The organism is Kibdelosporangium banguiense (genome assembly GCF_017876405.1).
In the GTDB taxonomy this organism is placed as follows: Bacteria; Actinomycetota; Actinomycetes; order Mycobacteriales; family Pseudonocardiaceae; genus Kibdelosporangium; species Kibdelosporangium banguiense.
Map to the genome: position 1 here is coordinate 5899327 of NZ_JAGINW010000001.1, position 23646 is coordinate 5922972.

22 protein-coding genes are annotated in these 23646 nt (G+C 66.6%); 11 read left to right on the top strand and 11 right to left on the bottom strand.

Going from position 1 to position 23646, the window contains the following annotated elements; genetic code table 11:
- Positions 1-59 precede the first annotated feature (59 nt).
- From JOF56_RS27785 to JOF56_RS27815, 7 genes are all read right to left on the bottom strand, one after another.
- Positions 60-764 (bottom strand): ABC transporter ATP-binding protein, encoded by a 705-nt coding sequence (locus JOF56_RS27785; protein WP_209642439.1) that lies wholly within the window; start codon positions 762-764, stop codon positions 60-62.
- Entirely contained in the window at positions 761-1516 is a 756-nt protein-coding gene (locus JOF56_RS27790) for an ABC transporter ATP-binding protein (protein WP_209642440.1), read from the bottom strand. The genes JOF56_RS27785 and JOF56_RS27790 overlap by 4 nt, the downstream gene beginning before the upstream one ends.
- Positions 1513-2472, bottom strand: a complete 960-nt coding sequence (locus JOF56_RS27795) for a branched-chain amino acid ABC transporter permease (protein WP_209642441.1) — start codon at positions 2470-2472, stop codon at positions 1513-1515. Before JOF56_RS27795 ends, JOF56_RS27790 begins: the two co-directional genes overlap by 4 nt.
- A complete protein-coding gene (locus tag JOF56_RS27800; RefSeq protein WP_209642442.1) occupies positions 2469-3359 on the bottom strand; it encodes a branched-chain amino acid ABC transporter permease in 891 nt (296 codons plus the stop codon). Before JOF56_RS27800 ends, JOF56_RS27795 begins: the two co-directional genes overlap by 4 nt.
- 2 nt (positions 3360-3361) lie before the next feature.
- Positions 3362-4573, bottom strand: a complete 1212-nt coding sequence (locus JOF56_RS27805) for an ABC transporter substrate-binding protein (RefSeq protein ID WP_209642443.1) — start codon at positions 4571-4573, stop codon at positions 3362-3364.
- A 188-nt stretch (positions 4574-4761) separates the two neighbouring features.
- The gene (locus JOF56_RS27810) at positions 4762-5736 is read right to left on the bottom strand and encodes an ABC transporter substrate-binding protein (RefSeq protein ID WP_209642444.1); all 975 of its coding nucleotides are present in this window, start codon (positions 5734-5736) and stop codon (positions 4762-4764) included.
- 108 nt (positions 5737-5844) lie between these two features.
- Positions 5845-7044, bottom strand: a complete 1200-nt coding sequence (locus JOF56_RS27815; RefSeq protein ID WP_209642445.1) for a cytochrome P450 — start codon at positions 7042-7044, stop codon at positions 5845-5847.
- Between the two features lie 55 nt (positions 7045-7099).
- On the opposite strand from JOF56_RS27815, the gene JOF56_RS27820 reads away from it, so the two are divergent.
- The gene (locus JOF56_RS27820) at positions 7100-7678 is read left to right on the top strand and encodes a TetR/AcrR family transcriptional regulator (RefSeq protein ID WP_209642446.1); all 579 of its coding nucleotides are present in this window, start codon (positions 7100-7102) and stop codon (positions 7676-7678) included.
- Complete coding sequence (locus JOF56_RS27825) at positions 7675-9903, top strand: helix-turn-helix domain-containing protein (RefSeq protein ID WP_209642447.1); 2229 nt, start codon at positions 7675-7677, stop codon at positions 9901-9903. The genes JOF56_RS27820 and JOF56_RS27825 overlap by 4 nt, the downstream gene beginning before the upstream one ends.
- Here JOF56_RS27825 and JOF56_RS27830 read toward each other — a convergent pair.
- The gene (locus tag JOF56_RS27830; protein ID WP_209642448.1) at positions 9900-11132 is read right to left on the bottom strand and encodes an RNA polymerase sigma factor; all 1233 of its coding nucleotides are present in this window, start codon (positions 11130-11132) and stop codon (positions 9900-9902) included. The two genes, JOF56_RS27825 and JOF56_RS27830, sit on opposite strands and share 4 nt — an antisense overlap.
- Positions 11132-11554 (bottom strand): YciI family protein, encoded by a 423-nt coding sequence (locus JOF56_RS27835; RefSeq protein ID WP_209642449.1) that lies wholly within the window; start codon positions 11552-11554, stop codon positions 11132-11134. The genes JOF56_RS27830 and JOF56_RS27835 overlap by 1 nt, the downstream gene beginning before the upstream one ends.
- A 280-nt stretch (positions 11555-11834) precedes the next feature.
- On the opposite strand from JOF56_RS27835, the gene JOF56_RS27840 reads away from it, so the two are divergent.
- From JOF56_RS27840 to JOF56_RS27875, 8 genes are all read left to right on the top strand, one after another.
- On the top strand, positions 11835-12542 hold the full coding sequence (locus tag JOF56_RS27840; protein ID WP_245380137.1) for a Gfo/Idh/MocA family protein: 708 nt from the start codon (positions 11835-11837) through the stop codon (positions 12540-12542).
- A 30-nt stretch (positions 12543-12572) separates the two neighbouring features.
- The gene (locus JOF56_RS27845; protein ID WP_307855284.1) at positions 12573-12953 is read left to right on the top strand and encodes a winged helix-turn-helix transcriptional regulator; all 381 of its coding nucleotides are present in this window, start codon (positions 12573-12575) and stop codon (positions 12951-12953) included.
- Positions 12954-12982: 29 nt separating this feature from the next.
- Entirely contained in the window at positions 12983-14179 is a 1197-nt protein-coding gene (locus tag JOF56_RS27850; RefSeq protein ID WP_245378427.1) for an acyl-CoA dehydrogenase family protein, read from the top strand.
- 9 nt (positions 14180-14188) lie between these two features.
- The gene (locus JOF56_RS27855) at positions 14189-15223 is read left to right on the top strand and encodes an acyl-CoA dehydrogenase family protein (RefSeq protein WP_209642451.1); all 1035 of its coding nucleotides are present in this window, start codon (positions 14189-14191) and stop codon (positions 15221-15223) included.
- Entirely contained in the window at positions 15220-16158 is a 939-nt protein-coding gene (locus tag JOF56_RS27860) for a phosphotransferase family protein (protein WP_209642452.1), read from the top strand. The genes JOF56_RS27855 and JOF56_RS27860 overlap by 4 nt, the downstream gene beginning before the upstream one ends.
- 56 nt (positions 16159-16214) lie before the next feature.
- Positions 16215-16886, top strand: a complete 672-nt coding sequence (locus JOF56_RS27865) for a DUF899 domain-containing protein (protein ID WP_209642453.1) — start codon at positions 16215-16217, stop codon at positions 16884-16886.
- A gap of 291 nt (positions 16887-17177) precedes the next feature.
- The gene (locus JOF56_RS27870; protein ID WP_209642454.1) at positions 17178-17939 is read left to right on the top strand and encodes a hypothetical protein; all 762 of its coding nucleotides are present in this window, start codon (positions 17178-17180) and stop codon (positions 17937-17939) included.
- 59 nt (positions 17940-17998) lie between these two features.
- Positions 17999-19210, top strand: a complete 1212-nt coding sequence (locus JOF56_RS27875) for an FAD-binding protein (RefSeq protein ID WP_307855285.1) — start codon at positions 17999-18001, stop codon at positions 19208-19210.
- Here JOF56_RS27875 and JOF56_RS27880 read toward each other — a convergent pair.
- Positions 19203-20153: an alpha/beta hydrolase gene (locus JOF56_RS27880; RefSeq protein WP_209642455.1), complete on the bottom strand. Its 951-nt coding sequence runs from the start codon at positions 20151-20153 to the stop codon at positions 19203-19205. The genes JOF56_RS27875 and JOF56_RS27880 overlap by 8 nt on opposite strands.
- A 125-nt stretch (positions 20154-20278) precedes the next feature.
- On the opposite strand from JOF56_RS27880, the gene JOF56_RS27885 reads away from it, so the two are divergent.
- The gene (locus JOF56_RS27885; RefSeq protein ID WP_209642456.1) at positions 20279-20740 is read left to right on the top strand and encodes a MarR family winged helix-turn-helix transcriptional regulator; all 462 of its coding nucleotides are present in this window, start codon (positions 20279-20281) and stop codon (positions 20738-20740) included.
- On the opposite strand, the gene JOF56_RS58295 is transcribed toward JOF56_RS27885, so the two are convergent.
- Complete coding sequence (locus JOF56_RS58295) at positions 20712-23600, bottom strand: glycoside hydrolase family 2 TIM barrel-domain containing protein (RefSeq protein ID WP_245378428.1); 2889 nt, start codon at positions 23598-23600, stop codon at positions 20712-20714. The genes JOF56_RS27885 and JOF56_RS58295 overlap by 29 nt on opposite strands.
- Positions 23601-23646 lie beyond the last annotated feature (46 nt).

Genomic DNA, 23646 nt, shown 5'->3' on the forward strand with positions numbered 1-23646 from the left:
TCAAGGGATCCCCTTGGGGGATTGTTGATGCGGAGAAGGCTGCGCGCATCCGGGGTCTCTCAGGCGACGCCCAGCAATCTGTGGGCTGTGTCGGGGTCGCCGCGGAAGGATTCGGTGTCTGTTCGGTGGACGATGATGCCGCGGTCCAGGACTGCGATCTCGTCCGACACTTCGAATGCCAGGTGCAGGTCCTGTTCGACCAGGAGTACCGCGGCGCCTTCGGTTTGCATTTGGCGGATCACGTCCATGATGGACTCGATGATGGCCGGCGCCAGGCCGTCTGATGGTTCGTCCAGCAGGACCAGCCGGGGGTTGGTGACCAGGGCGCGGGCTATGGCGAGCATTTGCTGTTCGCCGCCGGAGAGTGAGCCGGCTGGTTGGCGGAGGCGCTCTCGTAGGCGGGGGAGGAGATCCAGCACGGAGTCGGCTGTCCAGGTGCCGGGGTGGGCGTGGCGGGTGGCGAGTTTCAGGTGTTCGCCCACGGTCAGTGGGGCCCAGACGCGTCTGCCTTGGGGGACAAGGGCGACGCCGGCACGGGCGATCTTGTGGGGGCGGGCCGGCAACATCACACCGTCCAGCAGGACTGTGCCGGATGTGGTGGGAACCAGGCCCATGAGGGTCATGATCAGGGTGGATTTGCCGACGCCGTTGCGGCCCAGCAAACCCAGGATTGAGCCCGGCTCCAGGGTCAGGTCGACGCCGTCCAGCACTGTGCTGCCCGCGTAGCCGGAGCGTAGCTGGGAGACCTGCAGCAGCGGGGTCAACGGAACAGCTCCTTTCGGCTGCCTGCACCGAGGTAGGCCTTGCGGACCTCGGAGCTTGCCCTGACCTGGTCAGGGTCGCCGGAGAGCAGGACCTGGCCGAGGTTCAGCACGGTCACGGTGTCCGCGAGTTCGAAGACCAGGTCCAAGTCGTGCTCGACGAACAGCACGGCGACGTCGGCCGGCAACTCGTTGACCAGCTCGGCGAGCCGGCCTCGTTCGGCCGCCGACATCCCGGCCGCCGGTTCGTCGAGCAGCAGCAGCTTGGGATTGCACGCCAGAGCCAAGGCGACCTCGAGCTGTTTGCGCTCGCCGTGGGACAGTGCGCTGACGGTGACGTTCCCGCGCCCCTTGAGGCCGACCTGTGTGAGCAGGTCCTCGGCTCGGTCGTGTACGGCCTTCTGGCGGCGGGGAAGCAGTGAGATGCGGCCGTCATGTCGTTGCACGGCAAGGACAACGTTCTCGGCCACGGTCATGGTCGGGAACAGGCTCGCGTGCTGCAGTGTCTGGCTGATGCCCAAACGGCAGCGCCGTACTTCGGATAAACCGGTGATGTCCTGGCCGGTCAGCGAGACGGTCCCGCCGTCACTGCGCAGCAGACCGGTGATCAGCTTGAACAGTGTGCTCTTTCCCGCGCCGTTCGGTCCGATCAACGCGTGCCGGGCTCCCGGAATCACGGTCAGGCTGACGTCGTTCACGGCTTTCAACGCACCGAAGCTACGAGACAAACCCTGACACCGCAACACGTCTGTCATCGTCGCCTCCGTACGATCCCGGCGGTGCCGCGCGGCAGGCCGTACACCACAGCGATGAAGACCAAACCCAGCAGCAACGCGCCGTGCCCGTCAAGGCTGGGTCCGATCGCGTCCCGGACGATGATCACCACGGCGGCTCCGATGACCGGGCCCCACAGGCTGCCCGCGCCGCCGATGATCACCGCGAGCAGTGCCAGCGCGGCCGTCGCGAACCCGAGATCGGCCGGAGTGACGAGTCGTTGCTGGGCGGCCAGCAACGCCCCGGCCATTCCGGCGATCGACCCGGCGAGCACGAACACGCCGTACTTGTAGACACGCGTGGGGTATCCGAGCGCTCGCATCCTGGGTTCGTTGTCACGAATGCCTTTCAGCGCGGCACCGAACGGCGACCGGCTGACGATCCACACGATCATGAATCCCAGGATGAACGCGGCGAGGATGTACCAGTAGACAAGACCCGCGAACAGCAAAGGTTCTCCGCCGACGCGGGCGGGCGGGATGCCGGCCATGCCGTTGGCCCCGCCGGTCGCTGTCTCCCAGGTCTGCGCGAGCTGGTGCAGGAGCTCGCCGATGGCCAGCGTGAGCATCAGGAAGAACACGCCATGCGCGCGGACCGTGATCCATCCCGTTGCCGCAGCCCCGATCGCGCCCGCGACGGCTCCGACGATCAAGGGCACCGGGATCGCACTGGTGACGTTGATCGAGACCCATCCCGCGGCATACGCCCCGACACCGAAGTAGGCCGCATGCCCCAACGAAGGCAGACCGGACACCCCGACCAGCAGATCCAGGCTCACCGCCAGCAACCCGAACACCAGGATCCGGCTCAGCGTGTTCATCGCGAACGGCGCCAGGAACAGCGGCGCCAGGAACAGCGGCGCCAAGGCCAGAACCACCACGGCCAGCGTGGTGGCGCCTGGCACAAGCAAGCGTTTGGGCTCCAGAGCCACACTCATGACCGTGCCCCCGTCCGGCCGCCGAACAGTCCCTGGGGTCGCAGTACCAGCACCAAAGCCAGTGCCCCGAACAAGATGAACGACGCGCCGTCCGGGAACAGGGCCCGGCCGAGCGAGTCGATCTGGCCGATCACCAGCGCGCCGAGCAGCGCCCCGCGAACCGACCCGAGTCCGCCGATCACCACCACGACCAGGGCCAGGATCAGCACGGTCGAGTCGAGTCCCGGGCGGGCGCCGTAAATCGGTCCACCCAGGACACCGGCGACCGCGGCCAGCATCGAGCCGAACGCGAACACCCCGACCCGAACCAAGCGATTGTCCACACCCAGTACGGCCACCATGTCGCGGTCGGCGACCGTCGCCCTGATCAGCGCACCGATCGACGTTCGCTCCACGGTGACGTAGACGATCACCGCGAGGACCGCGCCGATCCCGATCAGGACCAAGCGATAGGTCGGGTACGCGGCACCGAGTATCGGAACCGAGTCGTCCAGCCCTGGCGGCGCGCCGACGGCCAACGGGTCGTCGCCGTACACCATCACCAGCAGTTCGGCGACGACCAGCGTGACGCCAAGAGTGAGCAACGCCTGATCGAGGTGTGAGCGTTTGCGCAGCGGTTCGGTCATCGCCGACAACAGGCCGCCGCCCGCCAGCCCGAGCACGGCGGCCAGCCCCAGCGCACCGAGGAAACTGCCCCAGGTCGCGTCACCGCCGATCAGTGCCGCGCCGACGTACGCACCGATCAGGAAGATCGCACCGTGCGCGAGGTTGAGCACGTCCATCATGCCGAACACCAGCGACAGCCCGACCGCGACGATGAACAGCAGGAACCCGATGGCGAACCCGTTGACGACACCGACCAGGTTGGCGTCCAGCCACGCGCCCATGATCAGCTGAACTGGCCGGTGACGCCGAGATCGGCCGTGATCGCGTTGACCAGCGTGCCGCCCTTGTTCTCCACGGTTCGCAGGTACATCTTCTGTTTGGGGTTCTGCCCCTCGAACGTCCATGGGCCACGCGGACTGTCCTCAATGGAGCCTACGCCGCCCAGTGCCTTGCCCAGCGCGTCGCCGTCGACCGCGTTGGCTGCCTTCAGCGCCCGGCTCAGCACGTTCGCGGAGTCCCAGGCCTGGACCGAGAACACACTCGGTGATTCGTTGTGCTTGGCCTTGTACGCGTCGACGAACGCGCGGTTTGCGGGGTTGTCCAGCTGATCGCTGTAGTGCAACGAAGTCTGCACACCCAGCGCCGCGTCGCCTTGTGCGGTAAGCACTTTGCCCTCGGTCAGAAAGCCCGAGCCGTAGAGGGGGATCGAGCCGGCGAGCCCGAACTGCTTGTACTGCTTGACGAACGCGATCGCCTCGGCGCCGGAGAAGAAGCAGAACGTGGCCTTCGCGCCGGACGAACGGATCGTCGACAGGAACGGCTGGTAGTCGGTGGTCGTGGCGAACGGTGGCTTGGCGCTGCCGATCACCGTCCCGCCGGCCGCCTGGATCGCTTTGGTGAAGCCGTTCACGACCTCGGTACCCGCCGCGTAGTCGGGCGCGATGACGTAAACGCCTTCCTGCTTGCGCTCCTTGCCGAGGTATGTGCCGAGCACCGACGCCACTTGGGCGTTCTGGAACGAGGTTCGCCACACGTACGGGCTGGGCTTCGCCGGGTCCGTGACCGCCGCCGCGCCCGCGTTCGCCACCAGAAGGAGCTTCTTCGCCTCGGCGACAAGCGGTGCGCATCCCAGTGCCGTCGCCGAGTTCACGATTCCCACGACCACGTTCACACCGTCGGACTGCAGCACTTTCTGTACTGCCGGAACACCGGTCTGTGGCGTTTCGCCCTCGTCGGCGGTGACCGTCGTTACCGAATAGCCGCCTAATTTGCCGCCGTTGCGCTCCAGCCAGAGATCCCAGCCGCGCTTCATGTCGGTGCCGAGGGCCGCGTAGGTGCCTGACTGGGGGATCACCAGGCCGACTTTGACGGTCTTCTCCGCGCCGCCGGAATCCCCGCTGCCCCCGCCGAGACTGCTGCCGCAACCGGGAAGCACTGTCAACGTGCCGGCCGCGCCCAGCAGGCCCAGCATCTGTCGCCGAGAAACAGCCGTCATCACTGACCTCGATTCCCTAGGCCCCTGATTCGACAGTATCTTGACGACCCTATGAACTTGTGTCAACAGTGGTGAACCCGGCCGTCAAGAACACACAACGTACTCCGCGACGACAGGCCGACCTAGTGGTCGGATGATCGCCTCTCGTTGCCGCTTTGTGACTCCGGCCAGCGCGAAGACGGGTCCAATCAGAACGGAGCCGGGCCGGCGAAGATCATCGCCGCCGGGTCGATCGGCTTGTCGAGCACGCCGTACTTCTTCATCAGGTCGATCACGCGCTGCATCCGGACCGCACTGAGCGAAGTCGGCCAGCTGCCGAGGTTCATCAGGCTGGCGGTGTCCTTGTCGACCTTGGCGTAGGTCGGGACGGTCTGCTCGACCAGCCGCCGGTCGGCCGCGTCGCGCTGGCCCTTGACGATCGCGCGCTGGAACGCGGCGGTGGTCTTCGGGCTGGCCTGGGCGAACTTGGCGCTGGTGGCCCAGGCGGCGATCGGCACGTCCTGGGTCGCGCCGGTCGCGGCGTCCAGCACCGGCACCATCCCGGCGGAACGCTCCGACTGGGTGATGTACGGCTCGACCATGAAGGCCGCGTCGACGTTGTTGCGCTCAAGGGCGGCCTGCATGTCCGGGAACGGGATCTCGGTGAAGGTGACCGTCTTCGGGTCGACGCCGGCCGCCTCGAGGCTGGAACGTGCGGTCAGCTCCACGATGTTCGACTTGGTGTTGATGGCGATCTTCTTGCCCGCCAGGCCGAGCGGCTTGCCGACCTCGGAACCCTTGCCCGTCATGATCAGGAACATGCCCTGGGTGGCCTGGTAGGCGTCGGCCACCAGCTTGATGTCGAGCACCCCCTTGGCCTGTGCGGTGAAGAACGACACATAGTTGCCGAACGCGAACTGCAGCTCGCCGTTGGCCAGGCCGGGCACCGCCGCCGCGCCACCCGGCAGCGACTTCACCTCGACTTCGAGACCCTCTTGTTTGAAATAGCCCTTTTCCTGGGCGATCGCCAGCGGAACGGTGTCCACAATGGGCAATGTGCCGACTGTCACCTTGGTTTGCTCGAGACCGCCCGAAGAGGACTGACTCGATTCGCTGGAACCGCCCAGGGCGGAACAACTCGAGAGCATGAAGGCAAGGACACAGGACAGGGCAATGCGCCGCATGACGGGTTTCTCCTGGCGACATAAGCAAGAACGATCACGGCGATGAGACCACAGCCGGGTCGCGCGACGCCAGCCCGATGGGTGGTTTTCTTCAAACTATGCGCGAGCTCACCGTTGAGCGTCCCATGTGACCGGTAGCTCCCATACGCCGTAGGCGGCGGTTTTCTCACGCAGCCGGATCTGTTCACTTGGGACACGGATGCGCAGCGTGGGGAACATTTCCAACAACGCCCGACAGGCGATCCGGAGCTCGACGCGGGCCAGTTGCTGGCCCAGACACTGGTGGACACCGCCGCCGAAAGCCAGATGCCGGCGCGCGTCCGGCCGATCGAGGATCAATGCGTCCGGCTCATGGAAGAACTCCGGATCCCGGTTGACGGCCGGCAGCGAGATCACCACCGTCTCTCCTTTGTGAACCAGAACACCTTCCAGGTCGACGTCCTCAATGGCCACTCGGCTGGGTACTCCAAGATGGACGATCGACAGGTGGCGCAGCAATTCCTCAACCGCGGCATCGTCGGCCAGAGCCGCTGGTGTCCAGCCGTGCCGCAGCAGTGCGAAAGTACCGAGCGCGATCATGTTCGCGGTCGTCTCGTGCCCGGCGATCAGCAGGATCACGGCGATATTGGTGAGCTCCTCGTCGCTCAAACCGCCCTGGGCGATCAGTCCGCTCAGCAGGTCGTCGCCCGGCTGGGAGCGCTTGTGCACCACCAGTTCGCCGAGATAGCCCGCCAGCGCGCCGAACGCGGCCATGAACTCGTCCTGTGTGTTCTCGACGCTCGCCATCATCGTGGTCTGGCGCTGGAAGAACTCGTGATCGTCATACGGCACGCCGAGCAGCTCGCAGATGACCAGTGAGGGGATCGGCAGCGCGAACTCCCGCACAAGATCGACCGGCGGGTCCATTGTGGCCATGGCCTTCAGGCGCTGTCGGGTGATCTCGGCGATCCGGGGCTCAAGTGCCTTGATCCGGCGGACGGTGAACTGCCCGGTGAGCAGCCGCCGGTAGCGGGTGTGCTCAGGCGGGTCCATGTGGACGAACCAGCCTGGCGCCGCGGGCTCGTGCATGCCGCTTGGCCTGGGCGCGGCGGCGAAGACCGGGTGTTTGAGGTCGGGGCGGGTGCTGAACCGGGGATCGGTCAGCACGGTTCGGGCGGCGGCGTGGCTGGTGACCAGCCAGCCGACATGGCCGTCCGGGAAGGCCAGTGGGGTCGCGGGCTGCTCAGCCTGTATCCGGCGGAGTTCCGCAGGTGGATCGAAGGGGCAACGAGGGTCACGTTCGGTGGGCAGCTGAACTGGGTTCGTCATATTTTGAGAGTCTACTCCGATTTGAGAGTGGACTGTCAAAGGCTATCCTGGTTGCGTGCAGAGACAAGCGGCCGGCCTGCGGGAACGCAAGAAGGCCAGGACCAGGACCGCCATCCAGCAGCACGCCCTGCGGCTGTTCCGCGAGCAGGGCTATCAGGCCACGACCGTCGATCAGATCGCCGAAGCCGCCGAGGTCGCGCCGAGTACGGTCTTCCGTTACTTCGCCACCAAGGAAGACCTGGCCGTCCTGGACGACTACTACTCACTGGCCGAGACCATCGCGGCGGCTCTGGCCGCCCAGCCGGGCACGACGCACCCGGTCGAAGCGCTCCGGGACGCGCTGCGGGTGGCCTTCGGTGGTCTCACCGACGAGGAGCGGGCCGCGCGATACGAGCGTGACCTGCTGATGGTCACGATTCCGGAGCTGTGGTCGGCCAACCTCGGCATGATCGTCACCGGGCGGAAGATGATCCGGGACCAGATGACCAGCCGTGCTCCAGGCAAGGGCGTACTCGTCGACGCGGCCATCGGGGTGGCGTTGGGCGTGCTGCTCGACTGGGTGAAACAGCCCGACGGCGACCCAGCGGCCGCGCTCGACGAGGCACTCACCGAACTCCTGGCGAGTGCCCGGTGACCTCGGCATTCAGCCGTGAACTGGAGCATCTGCTGGCCCAGCGCGACCTGTCCTGGCGCAAACTCGCGAAGCTGACCGGCTACACACCCGGCTGGCTGAGCAAGGTCAAGAACGGCGCGCCGCCATCGGCCGACCTGGCCCGGCGGTGCGACGAGGTCCTGGAAGCCGACGGTGAACTGATCGCATTGGCGGCCGTGCGGTCGCTGAGGCCCGCCCAGTTGCCCGCCACCACCGCGAGTTTCGTGGGGCGGGCTGGCGAGTTACGCGCGCTCGGCGAGGCGTTGGGAGTGGACGGCGACCCTGGCACATTGCGGGTCGTCACGATCGAGGGCCCGCCTGGCGTGGGCAAGACCGCGTTGGCGCTACGGCTGGCCAACGACATCGCCGGTCGTTATCCCGACGGTCACCTGTACATCGACCTGAACGGGTTCGCCGGCAACGGAATTCCCGTGTCGCCCGAGCAGTCACTCGAGGAGTTCCTGGGCGCGCTGGGTGTTCCGGCCGACGAGATTGCTGGGCGGCTGGACCGCAAGGCCGCGTTGTTCCGGTCGGTGCTCGCCAACCGGCGAGTGCTGGTGGTGCTCGACAACGCCCTGAACTCCAAGCAGGTCGAGCACCTGCTTCCGGGCGGTGCGGGCTGCGCGGTGATCGTCACCAGCCGCAACCGGCTGTCCGGGCTGGCCGTGCGGACGAACTCCGTCCGGGTCCCGTTGGGGCCGTTGAGCAGTGTCGAATCGGCCAGCCTGATCAGTGCTGTCATCGGTGGCGACCGGGCCGCGGGTCAGGCAGAGGCGCTGGCCGAACTGGCTCGCCAGTGCGCGTATCTGCCCTTGGCGCTGCGGATCGCGGCCGAGCGGGTGAACAATCAGCCGGACCTGCCGGTCAGCGCGCTCGCACAGGAACTCGCCGCCGAAAGCCAGCCGCTGGAAATGCTTTCCGTCGACGACACAGTCGCGGTGATGACGGTGTTCTCATGGTCGTATCGCAGTCTGGACGAGGCGACCGCACGGATGTTCCGGCTGGTGAGCCTGCATCCCGGACCGCATGTCTGTGTCGCGGCTGCTGCCGCGTCGGCAGGCGTCGGCACCGCCGAGGCCAATGCGTTGCTCAAGACGTTGGCGGGCATGCACCTTCTGGACCAGGTGAGCCGCGACCGATACCGGACGCACGACTTGCTTCGGTTGTACGGCTTGCAATGCGGGCAGGCTGAGGATACCGATGCCGACCGGCTGGCCGCCGTGTCACGGCTGACCGACTGGTATCTGCACACCGCGGTGAACGCGAACGAGACTTTGGCGCCATTCCGTCTGCACGTTCTCGAACTCGAGCCGATCGCCGCCCGAGTCACGCCGATGGTGTTCGACGATCCGGTGAAAGCGTTCCGCTGGTGTGACGCCGAACTGCTGAACTTCGTGCCGGTGAGCCGGCTGGCCGCTGATCACGGACTGCGGGGAACAGTCTGGCGCCTGGCTGTCGCTCTGTTCGACTATTTGTTGCTGCGTAAGCCATGGGGTGTGTGGACGGCCACCCACGAACTCGCGTACGACGCCGCCGACGACCGGCCCGCCAAAGGATGGATCGGAACGAACCTGGCCGTGGCCTGCCGATGGCTTCGCGATTACGACCGGTGTGAGCGGCTGTACACCGACGCGATGGCGATCCGGCAGGAAACAGGGGACCGGCACGGTCAGGCCTGGATTCTCGAAGGCCTTGCCGCGATGGCGATCGACCGCGGCCAGATGCGCCGGGCCGACTCGTACGCGCAGGAGGCCTTGCGACTGTTCTTCCAGCTGGGTGATGTGGAAGGACAGGCCGCGGCCCTGGTCGCGATGAGCGACGTCTACCGTGAGTCGGTACAGTTGCCCGAAGCGCTTGCCACGGCGGAGAAGGCGTTGCGCATGTGCGAGGAGATCGACGATCTCTACGGCCAGGGTCGCAAACTGGTGAAAGTCGCCGACGTGTATGCCGCACTGGGTGATCCGGCGAAGGCGCTGGAATACGTCGAGAAGTCCCTTGTGGTCCGTCGCGAGGCGGTGGATCGTTGGGGCGAAGCCGATTCGCTGACTCGTCGTGGCGACATCCTGAACACAATGGACGACGAGGATTCGGCCACGGATTCGTGGAATGCGGCACTCGCGTTGTACGAACAGCTGGAGGACCCGCATGCCGAGGACATCCGGATGCGGCTGAGGGGAATGCCGGGCAACGGCTCGGGAAAGGCCTAGTCCGCCAAGGCGTTTGCCTTGCTGTGCAAGTAGCGCTGAAGGGGCAGGCTGCTGGTCCGGCCGGCGGCGGCCTGGTAGCTCGCGCGTGCCGGATCCGTGGCGCCGGACATCTCCAGGAGGTGGGCTTTGACGGCGTGGAATCTGTGGTGGTCGGCGATCCGGTCGTCATCGGCGAGTCCGTCGAGCCGGGCCAGGCCCACGGTCGCGCCCTCGGCCATTGCCACCGCGACGACGTGGTTCAGCGCTGTCATCGGGTTGTCGGTGATCTGGAGCAGGACTTCGTACAGGGCAACGATTTGTGGCCAGTCCGTGTCGGCGTCGGTGGCGGCCTCGTCGTGGACGGCGGCGATCGCGGCCTGCAGCTGGTAAGGGCCGACATCGCGCTGGGGAAGGACTTCACTCACCAGGGCTACGCCTTCGGCGATCAACGACTGGTCCCACCGCGTCCGGTCCTGGTCGGCCAGCAGGATCAGGCCGCCGTCGGGTGCGGTGCGGGCCGGTCGGCGCGCGTCGGTGAGCAGCATCAACGCCAGCAGGCCGGTGACCTCGTTGTTGTCGCTCAACAGGGCGTGGACCAGGCGAGTCAGCCGGATGGCCTCGCTCGCCAGGTCGGCTCGCTGCAGATCCGGGCCGGACGTTGTCGCGTAGCCCTCGTTGAAGATCAGGTACAGCACGTGCAGGACAGCGCCGAGCCGTTCGTCACGGGCGGGGCCTTGCGGGATGGCGAACGGGATGCCGCTGTCCTTGACGCTCTGCTTCGCCCGCGTGATCCGGCGGGCCATGGTGGCTTCGGGGACGAGGAAAGCCCGCGCGATCTCCGCTGTGGTCAGGCCGCCGACAGCGCGCAGGGTGAGCGCGATCTGGGACGCCGCGGACAACGACGGATGACAGCACATGAACAGCAGGATCAGCGTGTCGTCGGAGTCCGAAGGCGGCCGGTCGGCGGCAGGGGCGAGCCACTGCTCGGGCAAGGTGCGCTGGGCGACCGTGTCCTCTCGGCGTTGACGGGCCTGCTCGTTGCGCAACAAGTCGGTCAGGCGGCGTGCGGCGACGGTGATCAACCAGCCCAGGGGGTTCTGCGGCATGTCCGCGGGCCACTGGGTGGCGGCGGCGAGCAGGGCTTCCTGGACCGCGTCCTCGGCGGTGTCGAAATGGCCGTACCGCCGGACCACCGCGCCGAGGACCTGCGGCGCCAGTCGGCGCAGCAGGCCCTCGACCTCGCCCGTCATCAGACCTCCGGCACGGGCGGCTGCTCGTCGATCGGCCGGATGTCGACGTACCAGTCATGATCCAGCTGGGCGTGTTCCGGATGCGGAGTGTCTGCCAGCTGTGCGGCGATCTCGGTGGCGCGGTCGAAGCTCTCGCACTCGACGATCGTGTATCCGGCGAGCACCTCCTGGGTCTCCGGGTACGGCCCGTCGGTCACCACGGGCACGCCGTCCTTCGACGACACGCGCCGGGCGTGCACGGGTGCGCTCAGGCCCCGGCCGTCCACGAACTCACCGGACGCGACCAGGTCGTTGTTCCACTTCGTCATGAACTCGTGCAGCGCGCCGACCTCCTCGGCGCTCCAGGCGGGCCGGTCGCCTGCCTTGCCGGTGAGCATGTCGTAGTCCCTCTGCGACCCCATCAGCATGATCATGTACTTCATGGTCGTTGTCCTCTCTGGTTGCCGTATGCCAGAGACGTCGAAGCCGCCGTCGCCGCCCGGACATCGGTCCGGGACATTTTTCCGGTCTGCTGTCGCAGGGCCTCGTCGGCCGCGGTCAGGGTCAGCCGGACCGCTCCCAGAAGGACAGCTTCGGGGCCGATGGTCGAGGCGGCAAGTTCAGGGGGTGCGCACGCAGACCCGGGCCATGGTAGACCATGGCCGGCCAATCACAGGAAGTTTCGTCAACAATCCCTGCGGGAGGGATCTCCGCTTGGTGACCATGGTGATCGTCGGCGCGGGCAGCCGCGGGACGACGTATGCCGCATGTGCCACGAAGGCCGGGGCGCGCGTCGTCGCGGTCGCAGAACCCCGGCCCGCGGCGCAGAAGGCGTTCGTGGACGCGCATGACGTGCCGCCGGACGCGGTGTTCGACGACTGGCGCGACCTGCTTGACAAGCCACGGCTGGCGGACATCGCGGTGATCGCCACACAGGACCGGTCGCATGTGGACCCGGCCGCCGAACTGGCCCGGCGCGGCTACCACCTGTTGCTGGAAAAGCCGATGGCGACGTCCGAAGCGGACTGCGAACGAATCGTCCGCGCGGCCGAGGACGCCGGCGTGATGCTCGCGGTCTGCCACGTCCTGCGGTACACGCGGTACTCACGGGTGCTCAAGCATGTCGTCTACAGTGGACGGATCGGCGATGTGGTGAGCGTCGACCTGCCAGAGGGCGCGGACGGCCAACGTCAGCAGCTGATCCAGCAGGCCCAGACCAAATCCGACAGCTACGACGTGATCACCATCGACCTGCCGTGGAACGCGGAGTTCGCGGCCCGCCGCTGGGTCACCGAGCTGTCACCCGTGGAGTTCGATGTGGACGGATTCTTCGACGCGCCGCTGAAGGGCTCGGAGTACCGCGGCAAGCTCTACAGCATCCCGAACTCTGTCCCGGACGAAGCTACCTTCCTGCGTATAGTAGGTACCTAGAGGAAAGTATTGGGAAATGAGGGCATTGTGGTGCGTGACACAGCTGATCCGGAGCTTGCCTGTCCGATCTCGCCGGTGGTCGACATCGTCTTCAGCCGGTGGACCACGCCGATCCTGTGGGTGTTGCACCAGTTCGGGCGGCAGCGGTTCGTTGAACTGGAACGCCGCATCACCGCGATCACGCCCAAGGTGCTGACCCAGCGGCTGCGCCAGCTCGAACGTGATGGCCTGATCACGCGCACCTATCACGCGGAGGTCCCGCCTCGCGTGGAGTACGAGATCAGCGAACTGGGCCTGAGCCTCGCGCCGCTGTTCGCCAACCTCGCCGACTGGGCGACCGCCAGCCTGGACAAGGTCGAACAGGCCCGCGCCGCCTACGACGCCCAGAAGAGGCCCGCTCGATCATTGTGAACCTAATTGCCAGTAGGTAGGTTCCGGGGATGGGCGTCACCGAGGACGAACTGGCCGAGTTCCGGGACCGGGCCAGGCAATGGCTGACCGAGCACACCGGTGCGCCGGTCCCGCCGGAGGATGTGGCCACCGCGAAGCGCTTCCAGGCGGCCCTGCACGATGCCGGGTTCGCCGGCATCACGTGGCCGGCCGAGTACGGCGGGCAAGGGCTGGGCCAGCGCGAACAGCTGGCGTTCAACGACGTGGCCAAGGCTTTCGACCTGCCGGTCGCGATCTTTGTCGTCGGCCTCGGGATGTGCGGGCCGACGCTTGTGGACCTGGGCACCGACCAGCAGCGTTCCCGGTATCTGCGGCCGCTGGTGCGCGGCGAGGAGATCTGGTGCCAGCTGTTCTCCGAGCCCGGCGCCGGTTCTGACGTCGCCAGCCTGCAGACCAAGGCGGTCCGGGACGGCGATGAGTGGGTGCTGGACGGTCAGAAGGTGTGGACCACGGTCGCGCACCTGGCCGACTACGGCGCCGTGCTCGCCCGCACGAACCCGGACGTGCCCAAGCACAGCGGGCTCACCATGTTCATCGTGGACATGCACGCGCCTGGGGTGACAGTGCGTCCGCTGAAGGACATGACCGGCCGGGCGCCGTTCAACGAGGTCTTCTTCGAAGGTGTCCGGCTGCCCGCGGACTCGGTGATCGGCGAGGTGAACGGGGGCTGGAGCGCCGCGGTCACGATGTTGTCGCACGAGCGTGTGTCCATCGGTGCCGCGGTGGTGCGGCGCTCCGACCCGTTGGCGTACTCGGTGCTGGCCGCGACAGCACGCGATCGTGGCGTGCAGGGCGACCCTGTGATCCGCCAGCAGCTCGCCGAGCTGTATGCCCGCCAACGCGCATTGCAGCTGTTCACGGCTCGCTTGCGGCAAGAAGCGCACGCGGGAATCGCGCCCGGCGCGCGTGGATCGGTGGCCAAGCTTGTCGGCGCGCTGAACCAGGCGTACGCCGTGGAGGTCGCCGGTTCGGTCGCGGGTACCGACGCGATCGCTTGGGAGGCAAAGAATTCAGCGGCGGCCGAACGTGCCGTCGGGATGAACCAGGCGCCCGCCGCCGCGATCGCGGGCGGCACCAGCGAGGTGCAACGCAACATCATCGGCGAGCGGATTCTCGGCTTGCCCAAGGAACCGTCGGTCGACCGGGATGTGCCCTTCCGTGAGCTGAAGGTGGGCACCCAACGCTGAGGAGCGTTCGTGCAACTTGTCCTGAACCAGGAACAGGAGGACCTGCGCGCGTCGGTGCGCAAGTTCTTCCAGGAGCAGGCACCGATGGCCAAGGTCCGCACGGTCGTCGACGGCGGCCCGGACTTCGACCGCGACCTCTGGCGCCGGATGGCGGGTGAACTGGGCCTGACCGCGCTGGCGATTCCCGAGGAGTTCGGCGGTGTCGGCGCGAGCCAGATCGAGCGCTCGATCGTTCTTGAGGAAATCGGCCGCGCACTCGTCCCTTCGCCGTACCTGTCGTCAGCTGTGCTCGCCGCGGATCTCTTGCTGGCCACGGAAGACACCTCTGCGAAAGCGGAATTCCTGCCGTCGATCGCGTCCGGTGAGGTTCTTGCGGTGTCCGGCCGCGGAGACGTGACTGTGTCGTCCGGCAAGCTCGACGGACAGACGGGACCGGTGCTCGACGGCGCCAGCGCCGATATCGCGCTTGTCCAGACAGATGACGGCATCTACCTTGTCGACCTGGCCGACGTCGCCAAGACCCCGTTGGTGAGCTACGACCCCACTCGCCGGTTCGCCCGTCTTACTTTCGCCGGAACACCGGCCCGGCGCCTCGCCGGTGACCACACGGCTGCTGTTGCGCACGCTGGTGACCTCGCGGCGGTGGCGCTGGCAGCAGAGTCGGTCGGGATCTTGGCGCGTGCGATGGAAATGGCTGTGGAGTATGCGAAGGTTCGCGTGCAGTTCGGCCGGTTCATCGGTTCCTACCAAGCCGTGAAGCACAGCTGCGTCAATTCCTATGTGGACTACGAGCTGGCGTACTCCGTGGTCCGGCACGCCGCATGGGCCGCGTCCCATGCATTGGAGGAACTTCCAGTCGCGGCCGCACATGCGCGTGCTCTTGTTCTCCCGGCCGCGTTCCGTGTCGCCGCACGGACCATCGAAGTACACGGCGGAATCGGCTACACGTGGGAGCACGACGCTCATCTGTACTACAAGCGCGCCAAAACGAACGAATTGCTCCTGGGAGAGTCCGGGCAATTGGCTGATCGCCTGAGCCTGTGAACACGCACAAATACCGGCGCCGGCTTGACCGTGAGGACCTCGGCCGGGTGCTGACCGAGTCCGGTGTGGACTGTGGCGGCGTGCGGGAGTGGTCCGAGCTGACGGAAGCCAGCTACAACACGGCCTACCGGATCAAGCTGACCGACGGCACCGGTCTCGTGTTGAAGGTCGCGCCTGACCCGGAAGCGCCTGCGCTGACCTACGAACACGGCCTGATGCGTACCGAAGCGGAGTTCTATCGCGCGGCCCTGGGCAAAGCGCCCGTACCGGAAGTCGTGCACATTTCCGGCAACGAGTTCCTGCTGATGACCGAACTGCCGGGCGCCAACTGGTTCGGACAGCGCTCGGCGATCACTGAACCGGCCGGGCTGCGGACCGAACTCGGACGGCATGTGGCCGCGTTGCACGAAATCACCGGCCCGGGGTTCGGCTATCCGCAGAATCGGCTCCTGCCCGGCTGGCGGGCCGCGTTCACCGCGATGATGGCCGACATTCTCGCCGACGCGGAACGCTACGAGGCGCCGCTGCCGATCGCTGAGATCCGCGGCCTCGTGCACGCCAACGAGCACCTGCTGGACGCCGTGCGGACCCCGGTCCTGGTGCATTTCGATCTGTGGGACGGCAACATCCTGGTGCACGACGGCCGGATCAGCGGCCTGGTCGACGGTGAACGCGCCATGTGGGCCGATCCGGTCGCGGAGTTCGTCTCGCTGGCGTTGTTCGGCGACATCGAACAGGACCAGGCCTTCTTCGACGGCTACGGCCCATTTGAGTTCACCGGGGACATCCGGCGCCGGCTCGCGATGTACCGCTGCTATCTGTTCCTGATCATGATCGTCGAAGGCATGCCGCGCGGATACCAGGGCGCCCGCCACGAGCAGGTCATGGCCCACACCAGGCAACTGCTGGACCGGCAGCTCGACCGGCTCCGATGAGTTCCGGGCCAAGCCGGGGTCAGTACCCGGTGAAGGCCGGACCGAAGGAGCGAAAAATGAGTCTTCCTGAGATCGTCTCCCGCGACGAGTGGCGCAAGGCCCGCGAGGAACTGCTGGTCAAGGAGAAGGCCGCGACCCGGGCCCGCGACGTGCTGAACGCCGACCGCCGCAGGCTGCCGATGGTCGAGGTCACCGAGGACTACCGGTTCGAGGGGCCGTCGGGTGAGCTCACCCTGCTGGACATGTTCGAGGACCGCCTGCAGTTGGTGATCTACCACGCGATGTTCGCCCCCGAATGGGAACTGGGCTGCCGCAGCTGCTCGGCATTCCTGGACCAGATCGGGCACCTTACCCACCTGCACGTCCGCAATACGACATTCGCGGTCGTCTCGCTCGCCCCACTTGCCAAGATCACCCCGTTCAAGCAGCGAATGGGCTGGGCAACGCCCTGGTACTCATCCTTCGGCAGCCGGTTCAACCACGACTACGAGGCGACAAAACCGGACGGCGAATACCCGGGCCTGAGCGCATTCCTCCGTGACGGCGACCGTGTCTTCCACACATACTCCACGTACGCACGCGGTCTTGACGGTATGCCAAGTACCACGGCCTTTCTCGACGTGACCGCTCTCGGCCGCCAAGAGGAATGGGAAGAGCCGAAAGGCCGGGCGCGCTCGCTCGGACTGCAGGCAGGAGGCCCAGAGATGCGCTACCGCGACGAATACTAGCCACATTGTGAAAACCGCTGGTCAGCCGTTGTGAGGCGCCCTGGCCCGCCATTCTGGATAGTCCTATGTGGACGCTGGATGTCGGCGACTTTCCGTCCAGTTGGCCATCTGTGGCGAAAGTGCGGGTCAGGGCCATTGGGACTGGCATTGGCGACCTGGCCGCCGTTCGTATGCGCTTTCCGGTACGCTGTGAATTGAACGCAGTGGGGGATGTCTGCGCATGAATGTGAGTACTGGGGGCATGCCTGCGAAGTTCACCAATGGTCAACCCGTGCGGCGAAAGGAAATCCCGTGGCATGGCGAGTCGCGCGAGCTCTCGACACCTTGCTCGGTCAACTGAACCAGCTCGCACCAGGGCGCAACATGGCCTCCGACGGATCCATTGGGGACACCAGTCACCAGAACCGGACCAGCGATCACAACCCGTGGTACGGACCAGGAATCGTCACCGCCCGGGACTTCACCCATGACCCGGCAGGCGGCCTGGACTGCCATTGGCTCGCCGAGCGGCTCATTGCCAGTGGTGACAACCGGATCAAGTACATCATCTGGCACAAACGGATCTGGCAGGGCTCGTGGGGTGCCTACAGTGGCCCCAACCCGCACACCAGCCACCTGCATCTCAGCGTTGTGGCCAGCCCGGCCTGCGACGATACCCGCCCATGGAACCTGGGCACCACCGAGGAGGTCGATTTGGACGCCAACCAGGACTTGATGCTCAGGCAGATTCACGAGCAGCTCACCAGGGCGTGGCCCAGCTTCCTGGACGGCCGCAAGGGCTTCACGCTGGTCGACTACGCCCGCAACCTGGACGTGCACGCCAACACGATCAAGATGGCGATGGCTGAGCTGTCCGACGACGAGGCCAAGGTGATCGCCGCGATCAGGGAGATCAACGACGTCCAGACCGCCCAGCTGCTCGCGGAGCTGACCAAGCTGTCGGCCGGCGGCGCCGATCCGGCCGTGATCGCCAAGATGCTGGCCGGCCTGCTCGGCCCGGAGTTGGCCCCCCTGGTCGCGGCCGAACTGGGCAAGCGGCTGTCCACCACGTGACCGGCCGGCGCGGCGACTGATCAGGCGACATCGCGAGCACTTCTGGCCATACTGACCTGGTGGCGAAAAACTGGGCAGGCAACATCACCTACCGGGCGGGAAAGATCCATCGACCGTCCACAGTCGGCCAGGTGCAGTCTCTGGTCGCGGGGAGCGGCCGGATTCGGGCACTGGGCACGAGGCACGCCTTCAACGAGCTCGCCGACACCACCGGCGAGCTCGTCTCTGTCGGCGACCTGCCGAGGGTGGTCGAGGTGGACTCGGCAGCCGCGCAGGTGAAGGTGTCGGCAGGTCTGCGGTACGCGGAGTTCTCCGAGGAGCTGGACGCGAAGGGCTTTGCCCTGCCGAATCTGGCTTCGTTGCCCCATATCTCGGTTGCGGGCGCGTGCGTCACCGCGACGCATGGGTCGGGTGTGCGCAACGGCAGCCTGGCCAGTTCTGTCGCGGGGATGGAGATCGTCACGGCTGACGGTTCCGTCGTGGAGATCACGGATCCGTCCGGTGCGGTCGTGAACCTCGGTGCGCTGGGCATTGTCACCAGCATGACGCTGGATCTGGTGCCTGCGTTCGAGATTCGCCAGTATGTCCACGAAGGACTGCCGTTGGACTCCGACATCCTTGGTGTGCTTGGTGGTGCGTACAGCGTCAGCCTGTTCACCGACTGGAGCAGTTCGAAGATCAACCAGGTCTGGGTGAAACAGCGCGTGGACGAACCGGAGTTCGTGCCGGAGGGCACGGTTGCGGCTGATGGGCCGAGGCATCCGGTGCCGGGGATGTCGCCGGAGAACTGCACGCCGCAGCTGGGAATCGCGGGCCGGTCGTTCGAACGTCTGCCGCACTTCCGGCCCGAGTTCACGCCCAGCGCGGGCGAGGAACTGCAGACCGAGTTCATGGTCGGCCGGTCCGACGCGGTGGCGGCGTTGCGGGCGATCGACGCCATCCGCGCGAAAGTCCACCCGGTGCTGCAGATCAGTGAGATCCGGACCATCGCGGCGGACGAGATGTGGCTGAGCCCGTACTACCGGCGTGACACCGTGAGCATCCATTTCACCTGGATCGCGGACACCGCCGCAGTGCTGCCGGTGGTTTCGCTTGTGGGGGAGCAGTTGGCGCCGTTCGCGCCGCGGCCGCACTGGGCCAAGATCTTCCGCATCGCCCCGGAAGTCCTGCGGTCGCGGTACGAACGACTGCCGGACTTCCGGGAGTTGGTGCGCTCACTCGACCCCGAGGGCAAGTTCACCAACGCGATGGTGGGCGAACTGCTCAGCTGAGCGCCCTGCGCAGCACGCCGATCGCCTGCGTGATGGCGGCTTCGGCGGCGTGCGTCTCACGCAGGGCGTTGACCATCACGAAGTCGTGGATGATGCCCTGGTAGCGGACCGCGGTCACCGGCACGCCGGCCTGACGCAGCTTGGCGGCGTACGCCTCGCCTTCGTCACGCAGCACGTCGGCCTCGCCGGTGATCACAAGCGCGGGCGGCAGGTCCTTGAGCTCCTCCAGGCTGGCCCGCAACGGCGACGCGGTGATCTCCGCGCGCTGGGCCGGGTCGGTGGTGTACTGGTCCCAGAACCACTTCATGCCCTCGCGACCGAGGAAGTAGCCCTCTGCGAACGTCCTGTACGACTCGGTGTCGAAGTTCGCATCGGTGACCGGGTAGAACAGCACCTGCTGACGGAAGCTCACGTCGCCGCGCTGCTTGGCCATCAGCGTCACGGCCGCGGTCATGTTGCCGCCCACCGAGTCACCGGCGATGGCGATCCGGGCGGTGTCCAGGTTCTTCTCGGCGCCGTGCTCGGCGACCCACTTCGCGGCGGCGTAGTTCTGCTCGATCGCCACGGGGTAGCGCGCTTCCGGCGAGCGGTCGTACTCCGGGAACACGACAGCCGCGCCGGTGCCGACGGCCAGCTCGCGCACCAGGCGCTCGTGGGTGTGGAAGTCACCGAAGACCCAGCCGGCGCCGTGGATGTAGACGATCACCGGAAGCGGGCCGGTGGCGCCCTGCGGACGGACGATCCGCACCTCGGGGACGCCAGGGACGTCGTTGAGGGTCTCGATGTCGGCAGGCGGCATCTCGACTGGGCCGTCCTGGACGCCGTCCACAGCCTTGCGGCCTTCGGCGGGCGGAAGCTGGAACAGGTACGGTGGCGTGTCGGTGGCCTCCGCGAACGCCTGCGCGGCCGGTTCAAGGCTGATGTTGTGCGGATTGGCGGTCATCTCTGCCTCCTTGGAGTGATGTCTTCAAGGTAGGCCACAACTGAATTGTGCACAACTGAGTTGGGCGTAATGAGATTTAAGGCACTTGAGTTGCCTGTGCGCGGTCGCTGAGGCACCATGTCGGGATGTCACTGCGACTGGATGACCAGCTGTGTTTCGGGCTCTACTCGGCGTCCCGGGCCGTGACTTCGCTCTACCGCGTGGTGCTCGAAGACCTGGACCTGACGTATCCCCAGTACCTCGTGATGCTCGCGCTGTGGGAGGAGGACCACCGGCAGGTCAAGGAGCTCGGCACCGAGCTCAACCTCGACTCCGGCACCCTCTCGCCCCTGCTCAAGCGCCTTGAGACGGCCGGGCTCGTGCGCCGCACCCGGCAGGCCGACGACGAACGGTCGGTCCGTATCAGCCTCACCGACTCAGGCCTGGCCCTGCGGGAACGCGCCGACGGCATCCCCGCGATCATCGGCGAGGCCATGGCGCTGGACGCCAACGGCCTCGCCCGCATGCGCGCCGACCTGGACAAACTCGCTGCCTCGGTCAACGCCTACGCCGACAACCTCAGGAAACCGCGCGGAACGTCAGAGTGATGCTCGCCTTCTGGGCGTGCAGCTGATGCTGCGGCAGGACGCCAGGGCCACAAGTGGCCGTGCCTAGTCCGTTCTGTGCGATGTCGAGGTTCAGGTGGATCCAGTCGCTGGGCGTCAGGTCGGTCGTGTGTTTCGCGGCGTCGAGATCTTCGCTCGTCCACCTGCGGGCCGCGAAGTCGAACCCACCCTCGATCCGCAGTGTCCTGTCGCCGTCGGTCAGAGTTGCCCAACGGACATCCACGCGGTTGCCGTTCTCTTGGGGGACAACGTAAGGCGTCTGCAACTCGTCGACTGTCGCCTTGAAACGGCCTACTCGGGCTGCTTGGTGGCTGTCGGCGTAGGCCTCGCCCGGCCCCCGGCCGAACCACTCGACCCGGTCGAACGTGCCCGGCAACGCCATTCGCAAGCCCAGCCTGGGCAACGGACAGGGCCAGTCTCCTTCGGGCTCGATGTCGACCGTCAGAGTCAGTGTCTTGTCGTTGCCGGTCCAGTGATACTTCACGTCCATGCCGAAGTCCTGAGCGGCTGGTGCGACCCGGCTGTGCACGACTCCGTTGTGGACACTGATGATCCGGTGCTGCAGGCGATGCAGGCCCAGTTCGCGCCAGCGCGGCTCGTCGGAGTAGCGGTCGTTCTCAGTCGGGGCGCGCCACAGATCCAGCTTTGGTCCCTGGACCGGGATTCCCGCGATACTCCGCAGCGTCCCTTCGTGGTCGAACTCGCCCAGGGTGAGGTCTCCCGGCTGTTGCTGCGTGTTCGTCCCCGCTTGGACCTGGATCTGTCCCCAGGCGACCGTGTGCCCGGCCGGCGCCCAGGACGTGTCCTTGGCGAGGCTCGCGGTGACCGTGAGCCAGGATTCCCTTGTGGTTTCAGGAAGATCCGGCAGTTGCACCGTGGCTTCCTGCCCTGCCTCGATCGCCGGGACATCCAGGGGCCCGGAGGCGACCTCAACGCCTTCCTGCTCCAGATTCCACTCGAACTTCAGCAGGTCAAGCCCTGCAAAGTCGAACAAATTCGCCACTCGCACCCGCAGGTTGTCCACAGCCCCCGCGGAAATCCCCTCCCGCGCCACCCCCACCGATAGACTGGACCAGGGACGCCCCCCGGGAGGGTGGGGGCTGGTCTGGGGGCGGTTTGCGGGGGAAGCAGTGGGAGTTGGGCCAGGCTGGGGTGCGGCTGTGATGCGGAGTGGTTCGAAGATTTTGGCCAGTTCGGTCAGGCCGGGGGAGGGGGTTCGGTCGGGGAAGACCAGGCCGTCGACGATGAAGCTGCCGTCGTGGAGCTCTTCGCCGAAGTCGCCTCCATAGGCGAAGAACTCGCGGCCGTCCGGCGTGAGCTGCGTGATGCCGTGGTCGATCCATTCCCAGATGAAACCGCCCTGGCAGCGGGGGTACTTTTCGAAGAGCTCCCGGTATTCCAGCAGGCCGCCGGGGCCGTTGCCCATCGCGTGGGCGTATTCACACAGGATGAAGGGGATTTCGGTGGTCCGGCCGATTTCGTCCACTTCGGAGTGGGAAGCGTACATTCTGCTGTAGACGTCCACGTACTCGCAGGCCGCGTCGCCTTCGTAGTGGATGGGGCGGCCTGGGTCGCGGGTGCGGGCCCAGGCGGCGGTGGCGGCGAGGTTCGAGCCGGTGTGGGCTTCGTTGCCCAGCGACCACATGATGATGCTGGGGTGGTTCTTGTCGCGTTCGACCATGCGGGTCATGCGGTCGAGGTAGGCGTCGCGCCATTCCGGGGCCCCGCTGGGGTTGCGGTTCCAGCCGACCTCGGTGAAACCGTGGGTTTCCAGGTCACACTCGTCGATCACCCAGAGGCCGTACTCGTCGCACAGGTCCAGGAATGCCGGGTGCGGGGGATAGTGGCTGGTGCGGACCGCGTTGATGTTGTGCTGCTTCATCAACAGGATGTCGGCGCGTGCGGTTTCCAGGGGGACGGCCCGCCCGTGCACGGGGTGGTGTTCGTGCCGGTTGACGCCCTTCAGCAGAATCCGGCGGCCGTTGACCTTGAGCTGACCGTCCTCAATGGTCACTGTGCGGAAGCCGATCCGGACGGGCACGCGTTCGGTGTCGGAAGCGAGGTAGCCCTCGTAGAGCCGAGGAGCCTCAGCGGTCCAGGGTTCGACCACGCCCGCGTCGATCGGGGAATCCGCGGGTGCGCGCAGGATTCCTAGTTCGGGCACGGAAAGCCAGGCCGTGGCCTCGGTCTCGACGCGGATCCGACCGTGGCCGGTCAAGTGGTCGTAGTCGGCGTGCAGGAAATAGTCGTTGATGCCGCCGACCGGCCGGGCCAGCAGGGTGACGTCCCGGAAGATACCCGACAGCCACCACATGTCCTGATCCTCGAGGTAGCTTCCGGAAGACCATTGGTGCACACGGACCGCGAGCACGTTGCGGCCTTCCTGGAGCAGGCCGCTGACGTCGAACTCGACCGGCAGGCGGCTGCCCCTGGTCACGCCCAGCTCTTCGCCGTTGAGCCAGACCCGCCCGCACGAGTCGACGCCGTCGAAACGCAGCACGACCGGCTGCGAGAGCCATTCCGGCGTGAGGTCGAAAGCGAGGCGGTAGTCGCCGGTCGGGTTGTCCGAAGGCACGTGGGGCGGATCGACCGGGAACGGGTACCGGACGTTGGTGTAGGCCGGTTTGCCGTGCCCGTGCATCTGCCAGTTCGAGGGAACCGGGAGCGAGACCCAGGCCGAGTCGTCGAAGGCGGCCTGTTCGATTCCGTCGGGCGCCAGGACCGGGCTCGGGGACAGGTGGAAACGCCACTCACCGTTCAGGCCGAGCGTCAAGGCATCCGAGGTGAAGGCGGACCGTGCTGGTTGGGCGCCGTACCCCGGGGACACGTCGTCGATGTACATGATCACCTTTCACCCTGGCTCCGTGATCGGTCACGTGACCGGTCAC